The sequence below is a fragment of the Peribacillus sp. FSL P2-0133 genome, from assembly GCF_037975445.1.
Taxonomy (GTDB): Bacteria; Bacillota; Bacilli; order Bacillales; family DSM-1321; genus Peribacillus; species Peribacillus simplex_E.
The window spans coordinates 399601-418939 of record NZ_CP150254.1; the positions used below are offsets into that span (position 1 = coordinate 399601).

At 41.6% G+C, this 19339-nt stretch carries 11 protein-coding genes and 3 riboswitches; of the genes, 9 read left to right on the forward strand and 2 right to left on the reverse strand.

Features of this window, described 5'->3' with window-relative positions; genetic code table 11:
- Positions 1-27 precede the first annotated feature (27 nt).
- From essC to essA, 3 genes are read left to right on the forward strand one after another with little or no spacing between them, the layout of a single operon-like run.
- Entirely contained in the window at positions 28-4509 is a 4482-nt protein-coding gene (gene essC / locus MKY17_RS02040) for a type VII secretion protein EssC (RefSeq protein WP_339201276.1), read from the forward strand.
- On the forward strand, positions 4502-7429 hold the full coding sequence (gene esaA, locus MKY17_RS02045; protein WP_098373533.1) for a type VII secretion protein EsaA: 2928 nt from the start codon (positions 4502-4504) through the stop codon (positions 7427-7429). The genes essC and esaA overlap by 8 nt, the downstream gene beginning before the upstream one ends.
- Complete coding sequence (gene essA, locus MKY17_RS02050) at positions 7416-7898, forward strand: type VII secretion protein EssA (RefSeq protein ID WP_098373534.1); 483 nt, start codon at positions 7416-7418, stop codon at positions 7896-7898. Before esaA ends, essA begins: the two co-directional genes overlap by 14 nt.
- Positions 7899-8193: 295 nt before the next feature.
- Here essA and MKY17_RS02055 read toward each other — a convergent pair whose 3' ends face one another.
- Both MKY17_RS02055 and MKY17_RS02060 read right to left on the reverse strand, forming a co-directional pair.
- A complete protein-coding gene (locus tag MKY17_RS02055) occupies positions 8194-9144 on the reverse strand; it encodes an ABC transporter substrate-binding protein (RefSeq protein WP_098373535.1) in 951 nt (316 codons plus the stop codon).
- A gap of 3 nt (positions 9145-9147) precedes the next feature.
- Complete coding sequence (locus MKY17_RS02060) at positions 9148-9693, reverse strand: hypothetical protein (RefSeq protein WP_098373536.1); 546 nt, start codon at positions 9691-9693, stop codon at positions 9148-9150.
- A 157-nt stretch (positions 9694-9850) separates the two neighbouring features.
- A riboswitch (cobalamin riboswitch) is annotated at positions 9851-10071 on the reverse strand.
- Positions 10072-10269: 198 nt separating this feature from the next.
- On the opposite strand from MKY17_RS02060, the gene MKY17_RS02065 reads away from it, so the two are divergent.
- The 6 genes from MKY17_RS02065 (at position 10270) to MKY17_RS02090 (ending at position 19208) form a co-directional block, all read left to right on the forward strand.
- Complete coding sequence (locus MKY17_RS02065) at positions 10270-11226, forward strand: MoxR family ATPase (protein ID WP_098373537.1); 957 nt, start codon at positions 10270-10272, stop codon at positions 11224-11226.
- Positions 11227-11264: 38 nt separating this feature from the next.
- Entirely contained in the window at positions 11265-12419 is a 1155-nt protein-coding gene (locus MKY17_RS02070) for a DUF58 domain-containing protein (RefSeq protein WP_185150940.1), read from the forward strand.
- The gene (locus tag MKY17_RS02075) at positions 12416-14614 is read left to right on the forward strand and encodes a DUF4129 domain-containing transglutaminase family protein (RefSeq protein WP_098373539.1); all 2199 of its coding nucleotides are present in this window, start codon (positions 12416-12418) and stop codon (positions 14612-14614) included. The genes MKY17_RS02070 and MKY17_RS02075 overlap by 4 nt, the downstream gene beginning before the upstream one ends.
- A gap of 36 nt (positions 14615-14650) precedes the next feature.
- Positions 14651-14752: riboswitch (purine riboswitch) on the forward strand.
- Between the two features lie 142 nt (positions 14753-14894).
- Positions 14895-16451 carry a glutamine-hydrolyzing GMP synthase gene (gene guaA, locus MKY17_RS02080; RefSeq protein ID WP_098373540.1) on the forward strand — a complete coding sequence of 519 codons (1557 nt, stop codon included), beginning with the start codon at positions 14895-14897 and terminating at the stop codon, positions 16449-16451.
- A 225-nt stretch (positions 16452-16676) separates the two neighbouring features.
- A riboswitch (purine riboswitch) is annotated at positions 16677-16778 on the forward strand.
- 106 nt (positions 16779-16884) lie between these two features.
- The gene (locus tag MKY17_RS02085) at positions 16885-18216 is read left to right on the forward strand and encodes an NCS2 family permease (protein WP_063235528.1); all 1332 of its coding nucleotides are present in this window, start codon (positions 16885-16887) and stop codon (positions 18214-18216) included.
- 149 nt (positions 18217-18365) lie between these two features.
- Positions 18366-19208 carry a transcription antiterminator gene (locus tag MKY17_RS02090; protein WP_098373541.1) on the forward strand — a complete coding sequence of 281 codons (843 nt, stop codon included), beginning with the start codon at positions 18366-18368 and terminating at the stop codon, positions 19206-19208.
- The last annotated feature ends 131 nt before the right edge of the window (positions 19209-19339 follow it).

The window sequence follows — 19339 nt, forward strand, 5'->3', positions numbered from 1 at the left end:
ATGGGCCTTTTGCGGAGGTGAGATTTAATGAGTTTATTATGGATTTATTCTAAGGAAACCTACCAATCCTATACGATCAAGGATGATCATAACGGTCCAATTACGATTGGGCCATCAAAACAGGATACGATCACGGTTTATTCCATTCCCTTTGAACATGGTCCCATCAAGCTGAAAAAACATGAAGGACTTGATGGATATGAGGTGTTTAGAGAGGACAAGAAGCTTGGCGATGTAAAGCCATTCCAAAGCTTCACCTTTCATGAAGGAGAAGAAACGGTCGAGATTTTTTATACAGCAGGGGAATTGGAAGAAAGCCTCTATTATATAGGCAATTTGAAAGAAATCACTTTATCGGCCAAGGCGGGAGCGACTATCCGTAAAGAAGGACCAGTTTCCGGCAATGGATTTTCCTTTTTGCTTCATAAAGGGCAATGGCTTCTCATGCCTAAGGAAAATAGCACGATATTCCTGAATGGTGAAAGGGTGGCGAAGGCTGTTCCCATTCAAAATGGTGATCTGATTTGCTGGCCGAATATGGCGCTGAGGTTGGTTGAAGGCGACTTATTGATGATCCACTGTGCCGAGAGTTATGAAACTTCTTTATCTAAAATGAAGAAGCCGATCTCTGAAATGAAAAAAAACTATCCCCAATATCGCAGGACACCAAGGATGATCTACGAATTGCCGGATGAGAAAGTGACGATATCTTTTCCGAGCCAGGAATCGGAAGATAATAATAGAGGGTTATGGCTAATCCTTATGCCGCCTTTAATGATGTTAATCGTCATGGGGGTCATCACGATGATTCAGCCTCGGGGCATTTTCATCATCATATCGATTGTGATGTTCACAACGACTTTAGTTACTTCGACGGTACAATACTTTAAAGACAAAAAGAAGCAAAAATTCAGAGAAGAAAAACGTCAACGTGTATATACCAGGTATTTAGAGCAGAAGAGGGAAGAGTTGCAAGAGCTGTCTGAAAAACAAAAGGATGTGCTGTTCTATCATTACCCTTCCTTTGAAAGGATGAAGCTTCTAACTGATAGTATCAGCGACCGTATATGGGAGCGGACTTTGGAAAGTGAAGATGCCCTGAACTTTAAGATCGGAACGGCGACCATACCCTCAAGTTATGAGGTATCGGTAAATAGTAGCGATATGTCCAATCGGGATATAGATGATTTACTTGAGCAGTCGCAAGAACTTGTGGATGTATACAAAAACCTGGATGATCTTCCGTTATCCATCGATTTATCAAGCGGATCGATGGGCCTGGTCGGAAAGGAATCGATTGTTAAACGGGAGCTGCAACAACTGATTGGGCAACTGGCCTTTTTTCATAGTTATCATGATGTTCGATTTGTGGCCATTTTTCCGGAAAAGGATTACCAAGAATGGGAATGGATGAAATGGCTCCCTCATTTTCAATTGCCGCATGCCTATGCAAAAGGCTTTATATATAATGAGCAATCACGTGACCAGCTACTGACCTCGATTTATCAGCTATTGAGGGAAAGAGATTTGGATGAGAACAAAGGGAAAGTGAGGTTTACTCCCCACTTTGTCTTTATTGTCACGGATCGTAATTTAATTGCGGAGCATGTCATATTGGAATATTTAGAAGGTAAAACAGACGATTTAGGTATCTCGACGATTTTTGCCGCGGATGCAAAAGAAAGTTTGACTGAAAATGTCCATACGCTTGTGAAGTATATAAATGATCTTGAAGGTGAAATTCTCATCCAGCAAACGAAGGCCGTACATACTCCTTTTAAGCTTGATGCCCATTCAAAAGAAGGGAATGAGCGTTATGCACGTACGCTGCGTTCACTAGATCATCAAAAAGGCATGAACAATTCCATACCGGAAACGGTATCATTTCTGGAATTATTAAAAGCTCGTGAAGTGGAAGATCTGCCTATTAGCCAGAACTGGCGGACCAATCAGTCTTCCAAATCCTTGGCAGTTCCCATTGGATTGAAAGGGAAAACGGATAGGGTTGAATTGAACTTGCATGAAAAGGCGCATGGCCCCCATGGATTGGTTGCTGGAACGACAGGATCGGGGAAAAGTGAATTACTGCAAACCTACATCCTATCATTAGCCGTTCATTATCATCCACATGAAGTTGCCTTTTTGCTCATTGATTATAAAGGTGGGGGAATGGCACAGCCATTCAGGCAGATTCCGCATCTGCTCGGAGTCATTACGAATATTGAGGGAAGCAAGAACTTCAGTGCCAGGGCACTAGCCTCCATCAATAGTGAATTGAAGAAACGCCAGCGCTTGTTCGATCGATATGAAGTCAATCATATCAATGATTACACGGACTTATACAAAGAAGGCAAAGCGGATGAACCGTTACCGCATTTATTTTTGATATCAGATGAGTTTGCGGAACTTAAAAACGAAGAACCAGATTTCATCCGTGAATTAGTGAGTACGGCGCGTATTGGACGGAGCTTGGGAGTTCATTTAATTCTTGCTACACAAAAGCCAGGCGGTGTAATTGATAACCAGATTTGGAGTAATGCCCGTTTTAAAATTTCCTTGAAAGTGCAGGATGCCAATGATAGTAAGGAAATTCTTAAAAATAGCGATGCGGCAAATATTACTGTCACCGGACGGGGATATTTGCAGGTAGGAAATAACGAGGTTTATGAATTGTTCCAGTCTGCGTGGAGCGGTGCACCATATTTAGAGGATACGGTTGGATCTGAGGATGAAGTGGCACTTGTCACAGACCTCGGTCTGGTTCAAATTTCAAATGTATCGGAACAGATCACTAATAAGAGGAAAGAAAAGATTAGTGAAATTGAAGCCGTGGCAGATCTAATTGTGGCGACACAGGAAAAATTGGAGATTAAGAAGTTGGCAAGCCCGTGGCTGCCGCCTCTTTCAGATCGTTTATCGAGAAACACTGAAAGAAGCTTGACGAGCAATCAATTCCACTTGGGAATGAAGGATGAGCCCGAATTGCAGAGCCAGACAAATTATGTATATAACTGGATTGAAGACGGGAATGTTGGGGTTTTTGGTTCTTCCGGATACGGCAAGTCAACCACCGTTTTGACACTTCTCTTTAGTTTTGCAGATCAATTCAGTCCAAAAGAGCTGCATTATTATATTTTCGATTTCGGGAATAGCGCTCTATTGCCAATGCGGCAGCTGCCTCATACAGGGGAATACTTTAGGTTCGATGAGCTAAGGAAAATAGAAAAATTCATGTTATTCATGAAGGCGGAAATGGAAAGGCGTAAGCAGCTTTTTTCAGAAAAGGAGCTTAGTAACATAAAGCTTTATAATGCATTAGTGGAAGATAAATTGCCGATTATTTATATCGTGGTCGATAATTTTGACTTAGTGAAGGATGAGATGCAAGACCAGGAAGCGCAATTCGTTCAGTTTGCACGTGATGGACAGTCACTTGGTATATTCATGATTTTAACGGCAACGAGAATCAATGCGATTCGCCAGCCGTTAATGAATAGTCTTAAGACGAAGGTCGTCCATTACTTAATGGACAGTTCGGAACAATATTCGGTTTTGGGGAGAACCCCTTATGAAAATGAACCTGTTCCGGGTAGGGCGTTGGTGAAAAAGGAACAAACCTATCTCACGCAGGTTTATCTACCAGCCGATGGTGCGGATGATATAGCCGTTTTAGAAGAAATGAAACAAGCTGTGGCAGAACATAAGGTTAAATATAAGCAAACAGCCAAACCGCCGGCGATTCCGATGTTACCGGCACATCTTGATTCCAGCAGCTTCAAGCGTTATTGCTCACAAGCCATTAAGAAGGATTCCATTCCAATCGGGCTTTCAGAGGAAAGTGTTGCACCTGTTTTCGTGGAGTTGAATTCCAATCCATTCCTGCTTGTCGTAGGACAGTCACGTAAAGGGAAAACGAATGTCATTAAAGTGCTCTTGGAATCGTTGCTTACACAGGCAATTGGGGAAATTGGTTTATTTGACGGAGTTGACCGTGGCCTATCTTCTTATGCTTTAGAGGAGAAGGTGAGCTATGTGGAAACAAAAGATCAGATAATCGAATGGCTCGATCATATCACTGAAATATTTGAAGAACGTGAACGAAGTTATCTAGCGGCATTGGAAATGAAACCGATGAAGCAACTGGAATTCCCGTCGATCATGTTTGTCATAGATAGCATTTCAAGGATCCAGCAGACGATAGACGGCAGGATTCAGGATAGGATCAGCGGTTTGATGAAACAGTACAGCCATCTCGGCTTTAGTCTGATTGTCGCTGGAAATGCCAACGACTTCACGAAGGGGTATGATTCTTTGACAACCGAACTGAAACAAGTCAGACAGGCTGTTTTGCTTCTTAAAAAATCGGACCAAAGCTTGTATACCCTCTCCTATTCCAGAAAAGAAGAAGAAATACAGCCGGGTTACGGATACTTTGTGCTGAATGGCCAGGAGAGTAAAATCCAAATACCACTAAGTGAAGAAAGAAGGAGAGTGCAAGAGAGTGTCTGAAAAAATAAAACCGATGATATTAATCGGTAAAATACTGGTGATATTAGCGCTGCCAATCTTGTTTTTTTCTTATATTGGCCAAAATCCAATGAAAAAGACAGAAACGGCTTCTCGTGAAATCGCCATTGTAAATGAAGATAATGGCACTGAATTTAATAATAATCCTATTTTCGTGGGCTCAGAGCTTGTTACTACATTGGACAAGGATTCTGAATATGAGTGGTTTGTGGTTAATAGAAGTACGGCGGAAAGTGGACTTGCAAATGAAAAGTATGATGCAGTTATATATTTCCCATCCGATTTTTCAGAGAATATTTATACGTTCGATGATGAACAGCCTGTCAAGGCGGGGATAAAGTACAAGGTGCAACCTAGTTTGAATGCAGAGAATATGGAAAAGGTACAAAAGGAATTAGAGAAGACAAAGAGTAAAATGAATAAGCATATTTCAACACAGTATTGGAGCTATGTTTCCCAATCGGTCGAGGACATCCGTAAGAAGTTCGATAATGTCCTTGCTAAAGAAATCGCTTTTCAAAACACGATGTATGAGTTTTATACTCCAAGCTCGGAAAGCCTCGCCGGCGAAATCAAGCAGCATAAGGAAATGCTTGAAGGAGTCTTTGCCCAAACGAAGGATGCTGGCAAAACGAGTAATGAAACAATGGATGAAATAGGGAACACCAAGACTCAAATGGCTTCCTTTGTAGAAGATGTAGTTTCTTTTGAGGAATATCAAAAATCTCAAAGTATTCTTTTTGAGAAGGCTTCGGCTCAGAATCAGCAACTTGTCAACGAGAGTGTTCAATCTTATGACAAGGTGCTGAATGAGGGGAACCAGTCGTTACCGGAGATTCAGCAAGGGATGAATACGAAATACAGCCTTAATGATCAAGGCATTAGTGAGAATGTTGGAATCATGCAGCAGAAACTCGATTCCAGCAGTAATGAATTGGAACAATTTTCAACAAGCATGAAAGACAAACAAGTAGAACAAATTACGAAAATCACCCAAGATCAACAAAGCTCGATTGAACAATTGAAACAATCTGAAGAGGCGGGTCTTGATAACCTTCAGTCTACTTTGCTTGTGCAAAGAGGAAATCTTGCAAGCAGCTCTGGTGATGGGGGGGGTATTGGTGAAGGAACGTCGCCTATAGAAGATATTGAAACGGAAACGGGCAAAGGTGAATCGGTTGCTGCACCTGAAAAGAAGGACCCGATTGATGAACTGTCGCTACAGGTACTGCTGGATCAAATCAATGGGATCAACACGGCACTTCAAAGTTTGGTGCCGGCAGAAGGAAGTGAAGGTGCTGCTGAACAAATCAACATCCTTACAGCAGAACTCCAAACGGAAATCAATAATCTCAGCGGAACGGTAAACGGCAGGACAGGAAATTATAACCAAGTGATAACTGAGTTTAATACACTGGTAGATTCATATAATGATCTGCTGGCGCAGTTTACGCAATTACAAGCTGATTATAATGAACTCGGCACGAATTATAAGGATTTAGGTGACCAATGGAAAAAGTCACAGGAAGATATTCAAAAATTACAGGACATCCAGAGTATGACAATCGATGAGGCCATCGCAGAAATCAAGACTCTCGAACGGTCACTTCTTGAAAAAGTGGGGGGAGAAAGGCGAGCGGTGCTGGTGAGGGCCTTTGAGAATCCTATCTCCAACCGGGATTCAACTACCCTCCTTGCCTATTACGGTTCTCTCTCATCTTATGGTGAATTGGCTGAAAGAGTCACGGAAGCAAATGTAGATAAGGTATTTGCAGCCAATATAAAAGAATTGGAAAACTTGAAAAATGGGGTTTCCGGAAACGTAGATGAAGAAGCGAAACTTGTTAAAGCCAGCTTAGCAGGAGTCAATGAGAACTTCGGCATGTTCTCAGATTCCATTAAGGGTTATATGAAAGAATATGATGCTAACGTTGAAACGGGGCAGAAAGCCACTTTAGCTGAATTAGCGGCAATTACCGGGAATGCTCAAGAAGTGTCTTCCAATTTGTCAGATCATATGGAAGTTCCTGAAGTGGAAGCCGAACCTCCAGTTAATCTTGATGGAGAAATGTTTGTATCACTTCAAGACAATACGGCAACAACTGTCGGCTTCATTTCCGAACTTGTCAATTCAGTAGCGGAACGACAGGACACGGTCACGAAGGATACAGCGGACCTGCAAGCGAAAGTGGGGTCAGTACAGGAAAGGGCCGATCAGCTTAATGACAATTGGTCCCAAAATGTAGACTCAACCGAAAGAATCAAGACGGACGTATATAGTGTCTTGAACAACACTCTAGTCGATGATCAGCAGAACGGGTATGTGTACGAATATTTAGCGAATCCCGTACAAATCAGCGGGGAAGTCCTTCATCAGGAAAAGGTTAATATCCCGCCGATCGTCATGTTGGTGATCATACTCATTTCTGGGTTATTGATCGGTTTCTTCCTGCATCATTATGAAACCATCCCAATGATGGTCCATGCGGCCTTGTTTACCTTATTGAACCTGATCGTAGGTTTAATCATCAGCATGTATGGTTTGAAGATCTATCCGCTGGGAGATATGCAGGAGATTAAATGGACCGTTTTCACCGTCCTGCTTTTATTCTTCTGTTCAGCGTTTACCCGACTTGCCTTCTCGATTGGGCCGTTTGTCGGTGCTATCCTGGTGATTGGTTTGATCAGTTTCTTTACCATTCCATTATTGGATTTAATCATGCCAAATTTCAATGTAGACCACCCGGTTGCGGACGTATACATGTCCATTCAATTCGGTAATCAGTCGGCATTCATTCCGGCTAGTATCATCTTGATTGTGCTGACGCTTATTGCAACGATCATTCCATATATAGTGAAGCGTCTTACAGAAAGAAGAGCAATGGCCCATGAAGTGGAATAAATACGTAATGCCTGTCTTGCTCATCCTGTTTTTTAGCCATGCACCTAATGGCGGGGCGGAAGAGGAACCAATGGTGGAGCCCAATGAATATCAAGAAAAGGATATTGATATTCAAACGGAGTATTTCCATGAAGAAGGATTGTTGGAACAGAAGCGGAAACTGCCTGAAGAACAAAAGGACCTCACTTTTGAAAGAGGGAAATATGATTCCGTTGACTCGGTGAAGGACTCACTGTTTCTGTCTCCTGTAACGGAGAATCAGAATAATACCATTGCTTCAAAATCAGAACAGCTTGGGTTATTCTCGGAAGTGTCCATTCGAACGAGAAGCGAAGAAGAAACAGAGCCTTCCCTTAATTTTGACCTGACGATATTGCTCGGCATCGTTTTGGCACTTTTGGTCGTTTGTTTGTTTTTTATCCTTATCCCGAAAATGGGGAAGCTGAATGGTGATGTTAAACGAAAATGAAAACAGCCCGATTCCTAAAAGATCAGGAATCGGGCTGTTTTGCTACATATCCATAACGGTTTTAATAATCCCTAGAAGAAGGGCGGCTGCGAAGATCAAAATGAAGAATTTTTTATACATGATCAGTACCTCTTATATCTTATGAGTGGATTGCATTCATTTTAGCATAAACAAGACGGAAAGGAAGTTTCCTTAAAATGTACAGATCGGAAGGGCGTGGCTTCATTGACCTGATGAAAGGTGCGGAAAAAGGAAAAGGATGCGCCGATTAATTTTGGCGCATCCTCCTATCGTGTTATTTGAACAAGTCAGGATAAACAGTTTTTGCTGCGAGTTCAACAGCTTCCCCGATCCTTGGTCCAGGACGTGACATGATATTTTCATCAAGCAAATGGACGTCATCGTTCTTCACCGCATCGATATCTTCCCAGCCCTTACGAGATTTAATTTCACCAACGGCATCATCTGAATACGTGGCGGTGGTGATGATGGATTTAGGGTTCCTTTTGACGATTTCTTCATCGGATACTTTAACCCAGCCTTTTTGGTCATCAAAGATGTTTTTTATGCCGGCAGTGTCCAGGATTTCATTTTGGAAGGTCTCCGATCCTGTTGTATAGATTTCCGGAGCAGGGCTAATTTCAAAGTATGTTTGTTCCTTTTCATCTAAAGTTTTCACTTTTTCTTCGACACTTGTAATTTGGGATTTGATATCTTTCACTAATTCATCCCCTTTTTCGGCAACACCCATCACTTTAGCAATCTGCCCGATATCACCATATACATCATCGAAATTTGCCGCAGATTTAATGATGAATACAGGGATGCCGGCATCTTCGAGTGGTTTCAGTGCCGTTTCATCACCAATGGTATAAGCAATAATGGCATCAGGTTTCAAGGCAATGATTTTTTCTGCATTTATATTAACAGAGTCTGAAACATGTTCGATATCCTTCGCTTCCTTTGGATAATTATCGAAGTCTGTCACGCCAACGACTTTATCACCCTGTTCAAGGGCAAATAAAATTTCCGTATTGCTTGGCTGTAGTGAAACGACCTTTTCCGGGATTTTCTCGAATTTTATTTTCTTACCAGTATCATCCGTAACGGTATAATCCTTGATTTCTTCGCCCTTTTTAGTCTCTTTATTATCCTTTGAGGATTGATCATCGTTCACTCCGCATCCGGTAAGGAAAAGCGTAAGCATCAGCATGGAAATCCAACTGAATCGTAGGGTTCTCTTCATTATTTATTCCTCCGTTTTCTTTTTCATGGGTTTGGTTGGGTATGATTTACTTATAAAAGGAATCTCCTCGATCCCCTGTTGCTTATTGACATAGACCGCCATCACGAATAATACATTTGCAAGCAAGTGAGCGTAATCAAAAAGTATTCCTGGAATTTCCTTTTCCAGACTTACCTTGTGTAAAGCTCGCACGGACTTTTTGGCTTCACTGCGGCAAGTATGCAAAGTACATGCTGCGGTTGATCCTTGTGGAAGGACGAATGTTTCGATTTGATCCTTCACTTCAGCGACATACCGGTCGTAGATTGCACTTAAACGGTCGAGATCATCGACGGTAATGGCTAATTTCCCTCGGACTGAACCATTTAAATGGTAAGCCATGGGCAACAATTCCATTAAGTCACGGTATACATCGGGGACGTCCTCAGTTAGCGAGGCGGCCAAGCCGATTTGTGTCGTCAATGAGTCTGTGCGGATTTCAAAATCGACGGTCGATACGGACTCACGCATGTATGGGTAGCATAAAAAACGAAAGTCCTTCTTTGCCATAAATCTTCCTCCTTTTACGTATTGGGTGAATGACCTCCGTATTGCTTTTCCCTGCAAGACAAATAGCCGACCAAGAGTTTTGGTCGGCTTCGGGCATCTATGTATCTGTAGTAGAAAAAAGATGGGAGAGCCGTACAATCTCCTATCTTCCGAAGAGCATAATACGATTAAAAAAGGCAGGTCTCCTGGCTTGTGCATCATTTTACTCTAAGAACCTTCCCATTTGGGATAAATGGACGGTAATCGGCGTGCGATTACATCCTCAAATAGTGGTATGCATCTTATTTCATTAGCACTTACAGTTGCGGAAACAGCTTCGGTTTTAAACCGAATTCTCTATTAAGCTGACAATGCAGCACCTTTTTCTGCAAGGTTCATATTCACTTAGCAACAGTTTACCATACCTTTTTCAATAGACCGCATTAATATTTTTTAGACAAATTCGTTTATGGTTTACCGAATATCTAGTAAACTTACAATGTAAGGTTTAATTGGATCTTAATGTAAAATCCTTGATATAGAAAAGGTATGAAATAATAGTGATAATGTGAATCTGTGAATCCCGGGAGGTAGAGAATGATTTATAAGCAGGTCAATCAAAAACTGGAAATGGTTCTGGGGAATATCGAAAAGGTGATTATCGGAAAACGAGATATAGCAGAACTAAGTATCGTGGCACTCCTTTCCGGTGGACATGTCTTATTGGAGGATGTTCCGGGCGTGGGGAAGACAGTCATGGTAAGGGCACTGGCAAAATCTATAGGTGCAAGCTTTAAGCGAATTCAATTCACACCTGATTTACTTCCTTCTGATGTTACTGGTGTTTCGATCTTCAATCCTAAGGAACAAGAATTCATTTTTAGGCCGGGTCCGATAATGGGACATATTATTTTAGCCGATGAAATTAACCGGACCTCGCCGAAAACTCAGTCTGCATTGCTTGAAGCCATGGAAGAGGCAAGTGTGACGATTGATGGTGTCACAAGGGGATTGGAGAAGCCGTTCTTCGTAATGGCGACACAAAATCCGATCGAGTACGAGGGAACATATCCGCTTCCGGAGGCTCAATTGGATAGATTCCTATTAAAAATGAAAATGGGCTATCCAGGTGTGGAAGAAGAGATAGAGGTTCTTAATAGAGCTCAATACACGGTACCGCTTGAAGAGCTGGAATCCGTCATCACATTGGATGAATTGATAGAATTACAGGCTGAGGTAAAAGCTGTGATAGTGGACGACACAATAAAACGATATATTGTTGAATTGGCGAATCGAACACGTGCGCATGAAGGGGTCTATTTAGGTGTAAGCCCGCGTGGATCGATAGCATTGATGAAAGCATCCCAAGCTTACGCGCTGATCCAGGGCAGGGACTATGTTCTGCCGGACGATGTTCAATATTTAGTTCCATTCGTATTTTCCCACCGGCTTATTTTGAAACCTGAAGCGAATTATGATGGCTTCGATGCTGGAATGGTGATACATGAAGTTGTGGCGACAACACAGGTGCCTGTGAAGCGGGCTATGACCTAATGCGCAAATTCATCAACATTTTAAGGGGAAATATGAGTGTGGTCGGACTTGTATTACTCATGACCGTTTCCTTTTGCTATGCAATGTTTCAAGGCGGTTTTGTCAGTTGGTTCATTTTTTATTCGTTTTTGCCGTTTTCTGTGTACGCTTCGATTCTGCTGTTTTATCCGCTGCATGATTTGACCGTTGAGAGAAAGGTCAATAAAAGGGAATGCCAGGCCGGCGAATCTGTTGAAATAGCATTGACGTTTACCCGTAAAAACCGGCTGCCCCTATTATTTATGGTGGTAGAGGAGGAATTGCCTCAGCGGCTGGAAGATAGGGGATTCCAAAGGAAAATAATTATCTTTCCGGGATTCAGGCGTACTTTCAGCATGTCATATACCTTGGAAGACATGGAGCGTGGAGAGCATTCGTTTCAATCGATCCGCTTTTGGATTGGGGACTTTTTCGGGTTAGTCGAAAAGGAAGCGATATATAGTTCACCTCTGAAAATAACTGTTTTTCCTCGTTATCATGAGCTTGCCTACAGTGATCTTGATCGAGTGTTCAATCAGGGGGCAGTTGTTTCAACAAAGAAAACACAACGTGAACAATCAGTGGTATCCGGAGTAAGGGAATATCAGCCAGGCGATCAGTTATCATGGATTAATTGGAAGGCGACGGCCAGAACGAGTGAAATCATGACGAAGGAATTCGAAGTGCAGAAAAACCGGGATGTATTCATCATGCTTGATGATAAGCCGTCGGATTTATTCGAAGAATCCATTGTAATGGCGGCTTCCGTTGCCCACGCCATGTTAAAGAAAGGCATGGAAATTGGGTATGTGAGTATGGGATCGAGGATGATCATACCGGCAGCAGCAGGCAATAACCAGAAACGAAAGATTTTTTACAGACTTGTTAAAGAGGAGCCGAGTGTTGTAAACGCATTGAACGAAAACGTCAGGAAGGGAATTCTTCCGGCAAACGCTTGTGTGATATTCATCGTTTCAGACTTAACATTAGAAAAGGTGGACATATTGAGTGCTTTCCGGCCTAATCAGGGATTAATGTTATGTGTTAAGAAACAGGCGGATCTTACTGATGAGGAAAGGTTGTCAAGTTCTACAGCTGTTTCGAGGGGGATAAAGGTTAGCTTTTTTGAACATGGCCAACTAAAGATTGATAGATCAGAGGTGATGGCAAAATGAATGTCACTACCGAAAAGTTGGAAAGGTTCATGCATGTCCTGATGTATGTATTTGGTCTGGTGTTGATTACTGAATGGTTAAGGCCTGTCGATAAACTCACCGATACAGGTAATATCATCATTTTTATCTTATTTTTGCTCTATTCCCTGCTACTGCATTATTTCCGCATACATTGGTCAATCCGATTTATTCTCATTAGTGCTTATATAATGATTTCATTACAGTTCCTCCATTCAAAAGACGCTTTATTTCAATTGTCATGGCTGAAAGGATTTCTAGCGGATTTTAAGGGCAATCTTGGTTTTATATATGATGGAAATTGGGAGTTGATCACAAATCCATTTCGAACGTTGCTATTTTTTGTCCTTCTTTGGCTTGTAACATATTTGATCCATTACTGGGTGATGGTGAGGCAAAGCATCTTTTTCTTTTTTATGTTAACGGTGATTTTTATATCTGTACTTGACACATTCACTCCTTATGTGGGGGATGTGGCAATGATTAGAATCATCATCATCGGCTTCTTGATGCTAGGCTTGCTGTCCCTGCTGAGGCTAACGATACAGGAGAGGATTAAGTTTCCGATGGCTTCCATCAATAAGTGGATCTTGATGCTGACCGGCATGATATTGGTAAGTGTCCTTGTTGGTTTCGCTGCCCCGAAGCTCTCTCCGCAGTGGCCGGACCCAGTGCCTTATATTACTTCCTATTCTGATAAAGCGGGGAAAGAAGAAGGTGGTTCGAAGCGTAAAAGTGTCGGATATGATGAAGACGATTCGGAACTTGGCGGTTCGATAGAGCCGGATAGTTCCATCGTTTTTTATAATAATGCTCCTGCAGGACATTACTGGAAAGTCGAGAACAAGGATACTTATACCGGTAAAGGGTGGGTTTCGATACTGGAAACGGACTTTCACACTTTTTCCAACGGACAGGATATGGCTTCTTTAGATATTTACGACGTACCTGAAGTGGTGAGGACAGAAGAAATGACGGCAAAAGTGTCCATGACGGAATCATATTCCCATATCCTTCATCCGCAGTCAGGGTATTTAAAAAAGATTGAGGCCAAAAACGGGATGGATTTCAAATATTATCAGGGTATGGACAAAGTTATTTCCGAACAGGATAATGGCGAACGACTGTCCCTGAAAGAGTATGAGCTTTTCTATGATATGCCGAGTTTTGATATAGCTGAGTTAAGGGAGGTAACGGATCCCGACGAATCGATGGATTTAATAATGGAAAAAAACACTCAGCTTCCAGAGGGGTTGCCAAACCGGATATATGAATTGGCATCCCGTCTTACAAGGAATGAAACGAATTGGTACGATAAAGCAAAAGCCATTGAGGATTATTTTGATGGACCTGAATTCATTTATTCTAAGGACGATATTCCGTATCCGGAGAGCAATCAAGATTATGTCGATCAATTTTTATTCGAGACACAGATAGGGTATTGCGATAATTTTTCAAGTGCAATGGTCGTTTTACTAAGAGCCGCCAATATACCTGCAAGGTGGGTAAAGGGTTATACGGAAGGGGAAAAATCAATCCTTGATGGCGAATCCGTTTATAAGGTGACCAATAATAATGCTCATTCCTGGGTCGAGGTTTATTTTGCAGGGATAGGCTGGGTTCCCTTCGAGCCGACAAAGGGTTTCGATGGGGAAGTTGAATTTTACGATTCGGAATTGAAACAGGAAGTGATGAACCCTGAAGAAACCCCAACTAATGAAGAGCAAACAAAGAAAGAGACCAGGGAACTTCATGATACACCCGCTAGGGAAACTCAATCATCCGTGAAAACTGGTATTGGGAACATGGAATGGTTCTTAAAATGGACTGCCATCACACTGTCAGGTGTATTGATACTTGCTTCTATTGGTTATTTCTTCAGAAGGAAGTGGATTCCTCATCTGCAGATTCTTCGTTATAGAAAGAAAACCGGTGCTCATTTCTCGACAGCCTATTTAATATTATTGAAACAATTAAAACGAGCTGGTTTGGTTCGTCCGAAGGGGCAAACTTTAAGGGAGTACGCCGCCTATGTGGATGCAGTATACGATACGGATGAGATGAGTGAATTGACGGCTAAATACGAGTTAATGATATATCGTGGAGACGTGGAAGATGGCGAATGGAAACACTTACAAAAGGGTTGGGAAAGTTTAATGAGAAAAACTAGCTCTTGACCAGGTTTTTATTATATTGATACAATAACAAAAACTAACTTAAACTAATATATCCTTCATATATCCTCGATAATATGGATCGAAAGTTTCTACCGAATCACCGTAAATGATTTGACTATGAAGGCGGATTTTAACAGGAAAGCTGAAAATCTGCCTTCGTCTATACTTTTTCTGTATTTTTGAGGGTGGATTTTTAGTTTTTCTTTTTTTATGATAATATTTTTTATAAGAAATTATCACTCGATTTTATGAGTGAATTACATTGATAGAGGTGACGTTTGTGCCGGGGAAAACAGAATTGCAAAAAAACCAGGAAATGATCGTAGTACTTGATTTCGGAAGCCAATATAATCAATTGATCACTCGTCGTATCCGCGAATTTGGTGTGTACAGTGAGCTTCATCCTCATACAATTACTGTAGAAGAAATCGAGAAAATGAACCCAACGGGAATAATTTTCTCAGGGGGTCCGAACAGTGTTTATGATGCAAATGCATTTGGTTGCGATGAACGCATATTCGAAATGGGCCTTCCGATTTTCGGTATTTGTTATGGCATGCAGCTTATGACTAAACATTTTGGCGGTAAGGTGGAGCCAGCGAAAAACCGTGAATACGGAAAAGCGACACTTTCCATTCAAAATGAGTCTAAGTTATTCAGCGACCTGCCGAAAGAACAGATCGTCTGGATGAGCCATGGTGATCTAGTGGTGGAAACGCCTGAAGGTTTCCAAATTGATGGGACGAACCCATCTTGCCCAATTTCGGCTATGAGTGACGAGTCACGCAAATTATATGCCGTGCAATTCCATCCTGAAGTCCGTCATTCCGTATACGGTAATGACATTTTGAAAAATTTCGTATTCGGCGTTTGTGGCTGTAAAGGTGACTGGTCAATGGAGAACTTCATTGAAATTGAGATGGAGAAAATCCGCCAAACGGTCGGGGATAAAAAAGTGTTATGCGCATTGAGTGGCGGTGTGGATTCATCCGTGGTTGCTGTATTGATCCATAAAGCGATTGGCGATCAGCTGACATGTATTTTCGTTGATCATGGATTACTTCGTAAAGGGGAAGCCGAAGGTGTAATGGAAACATTCAGGGAAGGCTTCAATATGAACGTAATCAAGGTCGATGCAAAAGAACGTTTCCTATCGAAACTTGCTGGCGTTTCAGATCCAGAACAAAAACGGAAAATCATCGGTAACGAGTTCATCTACGTATTCGATGACGAAGCAACGAAGCTCGAAGGAATTGATTTCCTTGCACAGGGTACACTTTACACAGACATTATCGAGAGTGGTACAGCTACTGCACAAACAATTAAATCGCATCACAACGTTGGCGGTCTGCCGGAAGATATGCAATTTAAATTGATTGAGCCTTTGAACACTCTATTCAAGGATGAAGTGCGTGCACTTGGTAGTGAAATGGGCATTCCGGATGAAATCGTTTGGCGTCAACCATTCCCGGGTCCAGGTTTAGGTATTCGTGTATTAGGTGAAATTTCAGATGAAAAACTTGAAATCGTTCGTGAATCTGACCATATCTTACGTGAAGAAATTAAAAAGAATGGTTTAGAACGTGAAATCTGGCAGTACTTTACGGTGCTTCCTAACATTCGAAGCGTAGGGGTAATGGGCGACGCGCGTACGTATGATTATACAATCGGGATCCGTGCGGTTACATCCATTGACGGAATGACGTCCGATTGGGCAAGAATCCCTTGGGATGTACTTGAAATCATCTCAACGAGAATCGTTAATGAAGTAAACCATGTAAACCGCGTCGTGTATGACATTACGTCTAAGCCACCTGCAACGATCGAGTGGGAATAAAAGATTAAAATCATTTAATCAGTGAAGGAATTAACTTCACTGATTTTTTTTGGTTAAAATAATTTTTGAATATGTAGATTACTTACATTTCACGTATGTTGGCGAATATATAGCCATAATAAGTAAGGAATATATAGCGAAAAGCGAACATTGCCTAAAATTACATAAAAAATATTCGTTTGGTATATTGACGATTATTTTAGTGATTGGTACACTATACCTATAATAATAAAAAAACATAATTGTCGTATAATATTGGGGATATGGCCCAAAAGTTTCTACCAAGCTGCCGTGAACGGCTTGACTACGATGTGTATGGATTGGCGAGTATGGATAAACCGCCACTTCTTTACATGACCGCAGTCAAGCCCCGTTCGAAAGTGAATGGGGCATTTTCTGTTGGCTTATGATTTTATGATAGGGGAGACTCATAATGAAAAATTATTTTCGGTTTAACGAGCTGGGAACTAATTATCGCCGTGAAATACTTGGCGGTCTAACTACGTTCCTTTCAATGGCATATATCCTGGTTGTTAACCCTGTGATGCTGACTTTACAAAGCATCGAGGACTATCCGGATGAATTGAGAATGGACTACGGAGCGGTTTTTGCAGCTACCGCCTTAGCAGCCGCAATTGGCTCGATATTGATGGGACTTATAGCCAGGTATCCAATCTCTCTTGCCCCGGGCATGGGATTGAATGCTTTCTTCGCTTTTACCGTTGTACTTGGTTTTGGGATTCCTTGGCAGACGGCTTTATCAGGGGTATTGATATCAGGTATAATATTCGTTTTGCTTTCATTATCGGGAATACGTGAGAAAATCATTAATGCAATTCCGGTCGAATTGAAATACGCAGTTGGAGCCGGTATCGGTTTGTTCATTACCTTTGTAGGGTTTCAGAATGCTGGAATCATCACGAATGATGACAGTGTACTTGTCGGACTGGGCGATTTGACATCAGGAAATACTTTATTGGCTGTGTTCGGAATTGTCGTAACCGTCATTTTGATGACGAGAGGCGTCAAAAGCGGCGTGTTCATAGGAATGGTCATTACGGCCATTGCAGGAATGATCTTTGGACAAGTTCCGGTGCCGGAGAAAATAATCGGTGCCGTTCCTAGCATAGCGCCAACATTCGGGGTTGCGTTCGATGCCTTCGGAAATCCCGGTGATCTTTTCACTGGTCAAATGTTAATCGTAATATTGACCTTCTTGTTCGTAGCTTTCTTTGATACAGCCGGTACGTTAGTGGCTGTTGCGCAACAAGCTGGACTGATGAAGGATAATGTACTTCCTAGAGTGGGAAAAGGGTTACTTGCTGATTCATTATCCATCGTTTCAGGTGCAATTCTTGGTACATCCACCACGACATCATATGTAGAGTCTACATCAGGTGTTGCTGCTGGTGCTCGAAGCGGTTTTGCGGCTGTAGTGACAGGGTTGCTGTTTGTCCTATCCCTTTTCTTCTTCCCGCTTCTTTCAGTTGTGACATCTGCGGTGACTGCGCCGGCATTGGTTATAGTCGGAGTGTTAATGGCATCATCACTTAAAAATATTGACTGGCAGAAGTTCGAAATTGCGGTTCCGGCCTTCTTTACGGTCATCATGATGCCTATGACATATTCAATTGCGACAGGTATAGCTTGCGGATTCATCTTCTATCCTATCACCATGTCGATGAAAGGAAGAGCTAAAGAGGTTCACCCAATCATGTGGGGTCTTGGAGTCGTCTTCCTGCTATATTTCATTTTCTTGAAGTAATTATGCAAGTAAGTAAGGAGAGTCCCGATTTCGGGGCTCTTCTTTCATGTTGTAAGAGAAAGCTCATATCGTGTATAGTAAAAAGACTAAGTATTAAGTACTTTATCCTGTACGGGGCATAGGGACTTTGAGAAAAAAGAGGGAGAAAAATGAATGGCTTTATCGTTGAAAAGGTTTTGAACAATAACGTGGTGATTGCCACGCATCCGTCGTATGGAGAAGTCGTTTCTATTGGAAAGGGCTTAGGCTTCAACCGAAAGAAGGGCGAAGAGTTAAGTCCGGAACTTGCGGAGAAAACGTTTGTCCTGAAAAATGTTAAGGAACAGGAAAGTTACAAAAAACTTTTGCCGCAGATCGATCAAAATCTTCAAGCTGCCATTATAGAATCCATTCATCTCATTAACGACCGAGTAACTGGGAAACTCAATGAACATATACATGTCGGTTTAACTGATCATTTATTGTTCGCCCTTCAGCGTGTTTCACAAGGAATGACTATCAAAAACCCATTCTTGAAAGAAACGATAACCCTTTATCCTTTTGAACATGATATTGCTGTTGATGTAATCGAATTAATTCAAGATAAGACAGGCATAGGCCTGCCCCAAGGGGAAATTGGTTTTATTACGCTTCATATTCATAGTGCAATATCAAATAAAGACTTATCGGAAGTCAATCAGCATTCGCAGTTAATCTATCATCTTATCCAGGTCGTTGAAGAACAGCTCAACGTAAAAATTAATAAGGATAGCATAGACTATTCACGTTTGGTCCGTCATTTAAGATTCATGATAGACAGGGTGTTGGCAGGGGAACAAGTAGAGGAACCCGAAAAAATAGCAATGCTATTGAAAGAAGAATATCCTCTGTGTTACAATATCTCTTGGAAGCTAATAAAAATTATGCAGCAGAAATTAGGCAGACCGGTTTGTGATGCGGAAGCTGTCTATCTAACGATGCATATCCAGCGATTACAAAAGAAAATTAAATAAACATACATTAACTTACGTGTTACTGATTCGATCAGGCATAAGTGAGGAGAATGATTGTTATGAAAGAGGGTATTATATACCTGAATTTTCATTTCAATCCTATCTTTGCTTATGCCTTTTTTGTATTTGAA

What these genes read in the sequence shown, in the direction of transcription:
- essC (WP_339201276.1), top strand. Translation starts at nt 28, where the DNA reads ATGAGTTTATTATGGATTTATTCTAAGGAAACCTACCAATCCTATACG.
- essA (WP_098373534.1), top strand. Translation starts at nt 7,416, where the DNA reads ATGAAGTGGAATAAATACGTAATGCCTGTCTTGCTCATCCTGTTTTTT.
- MKY17_RS02055 (WP_098373535.1), bottom strand. Translation starts at nt 9,144, where the DNA reads ATGAAGAGAACCCTACGATTCAGTTGGATTTCCATGCTGATGCTTACG.
- MKY17_RS02060 (WP_098373536.1), bottom strand. Translation starts at nt 9,693, where the DNA reads ATGGCAAAGAAGGACTTTCGTTTTTTATGCTACCCATACATGCGTGAG.
- MKY17_RS02065 (WP_098373537.1), top strand. Translation starts at nt 10,270, where the DNA reads ATGATTTATAAGCAGGTCAATCAAAAACTGGAAATGGTTCTGGGGAAT.
- MKY17_RS02075 (WP_098373539.1), top strand. Translation starts at nt 12,416, where the DNA reads ATGAATGTCACTACCGAAAAGTTGGAAAGGTTCATGCATGTCCTGATG.
- MKY17_RS02085 (WP_063235528.1), top strand. Translation starts at nt 16,885, where the DNA reads ATGAAAAATTATTTTCGGTTTAACGAGCTGGGAACTAATTATCGCCGT.
- MKY17_RS02090 (WP_098373541.1), top strand. Translation starts at nt 18,366, where the DNA reads ATGAATGGCTTTATCGTTGAAAAGGTTTTGAACAATAACGTGGTGATT.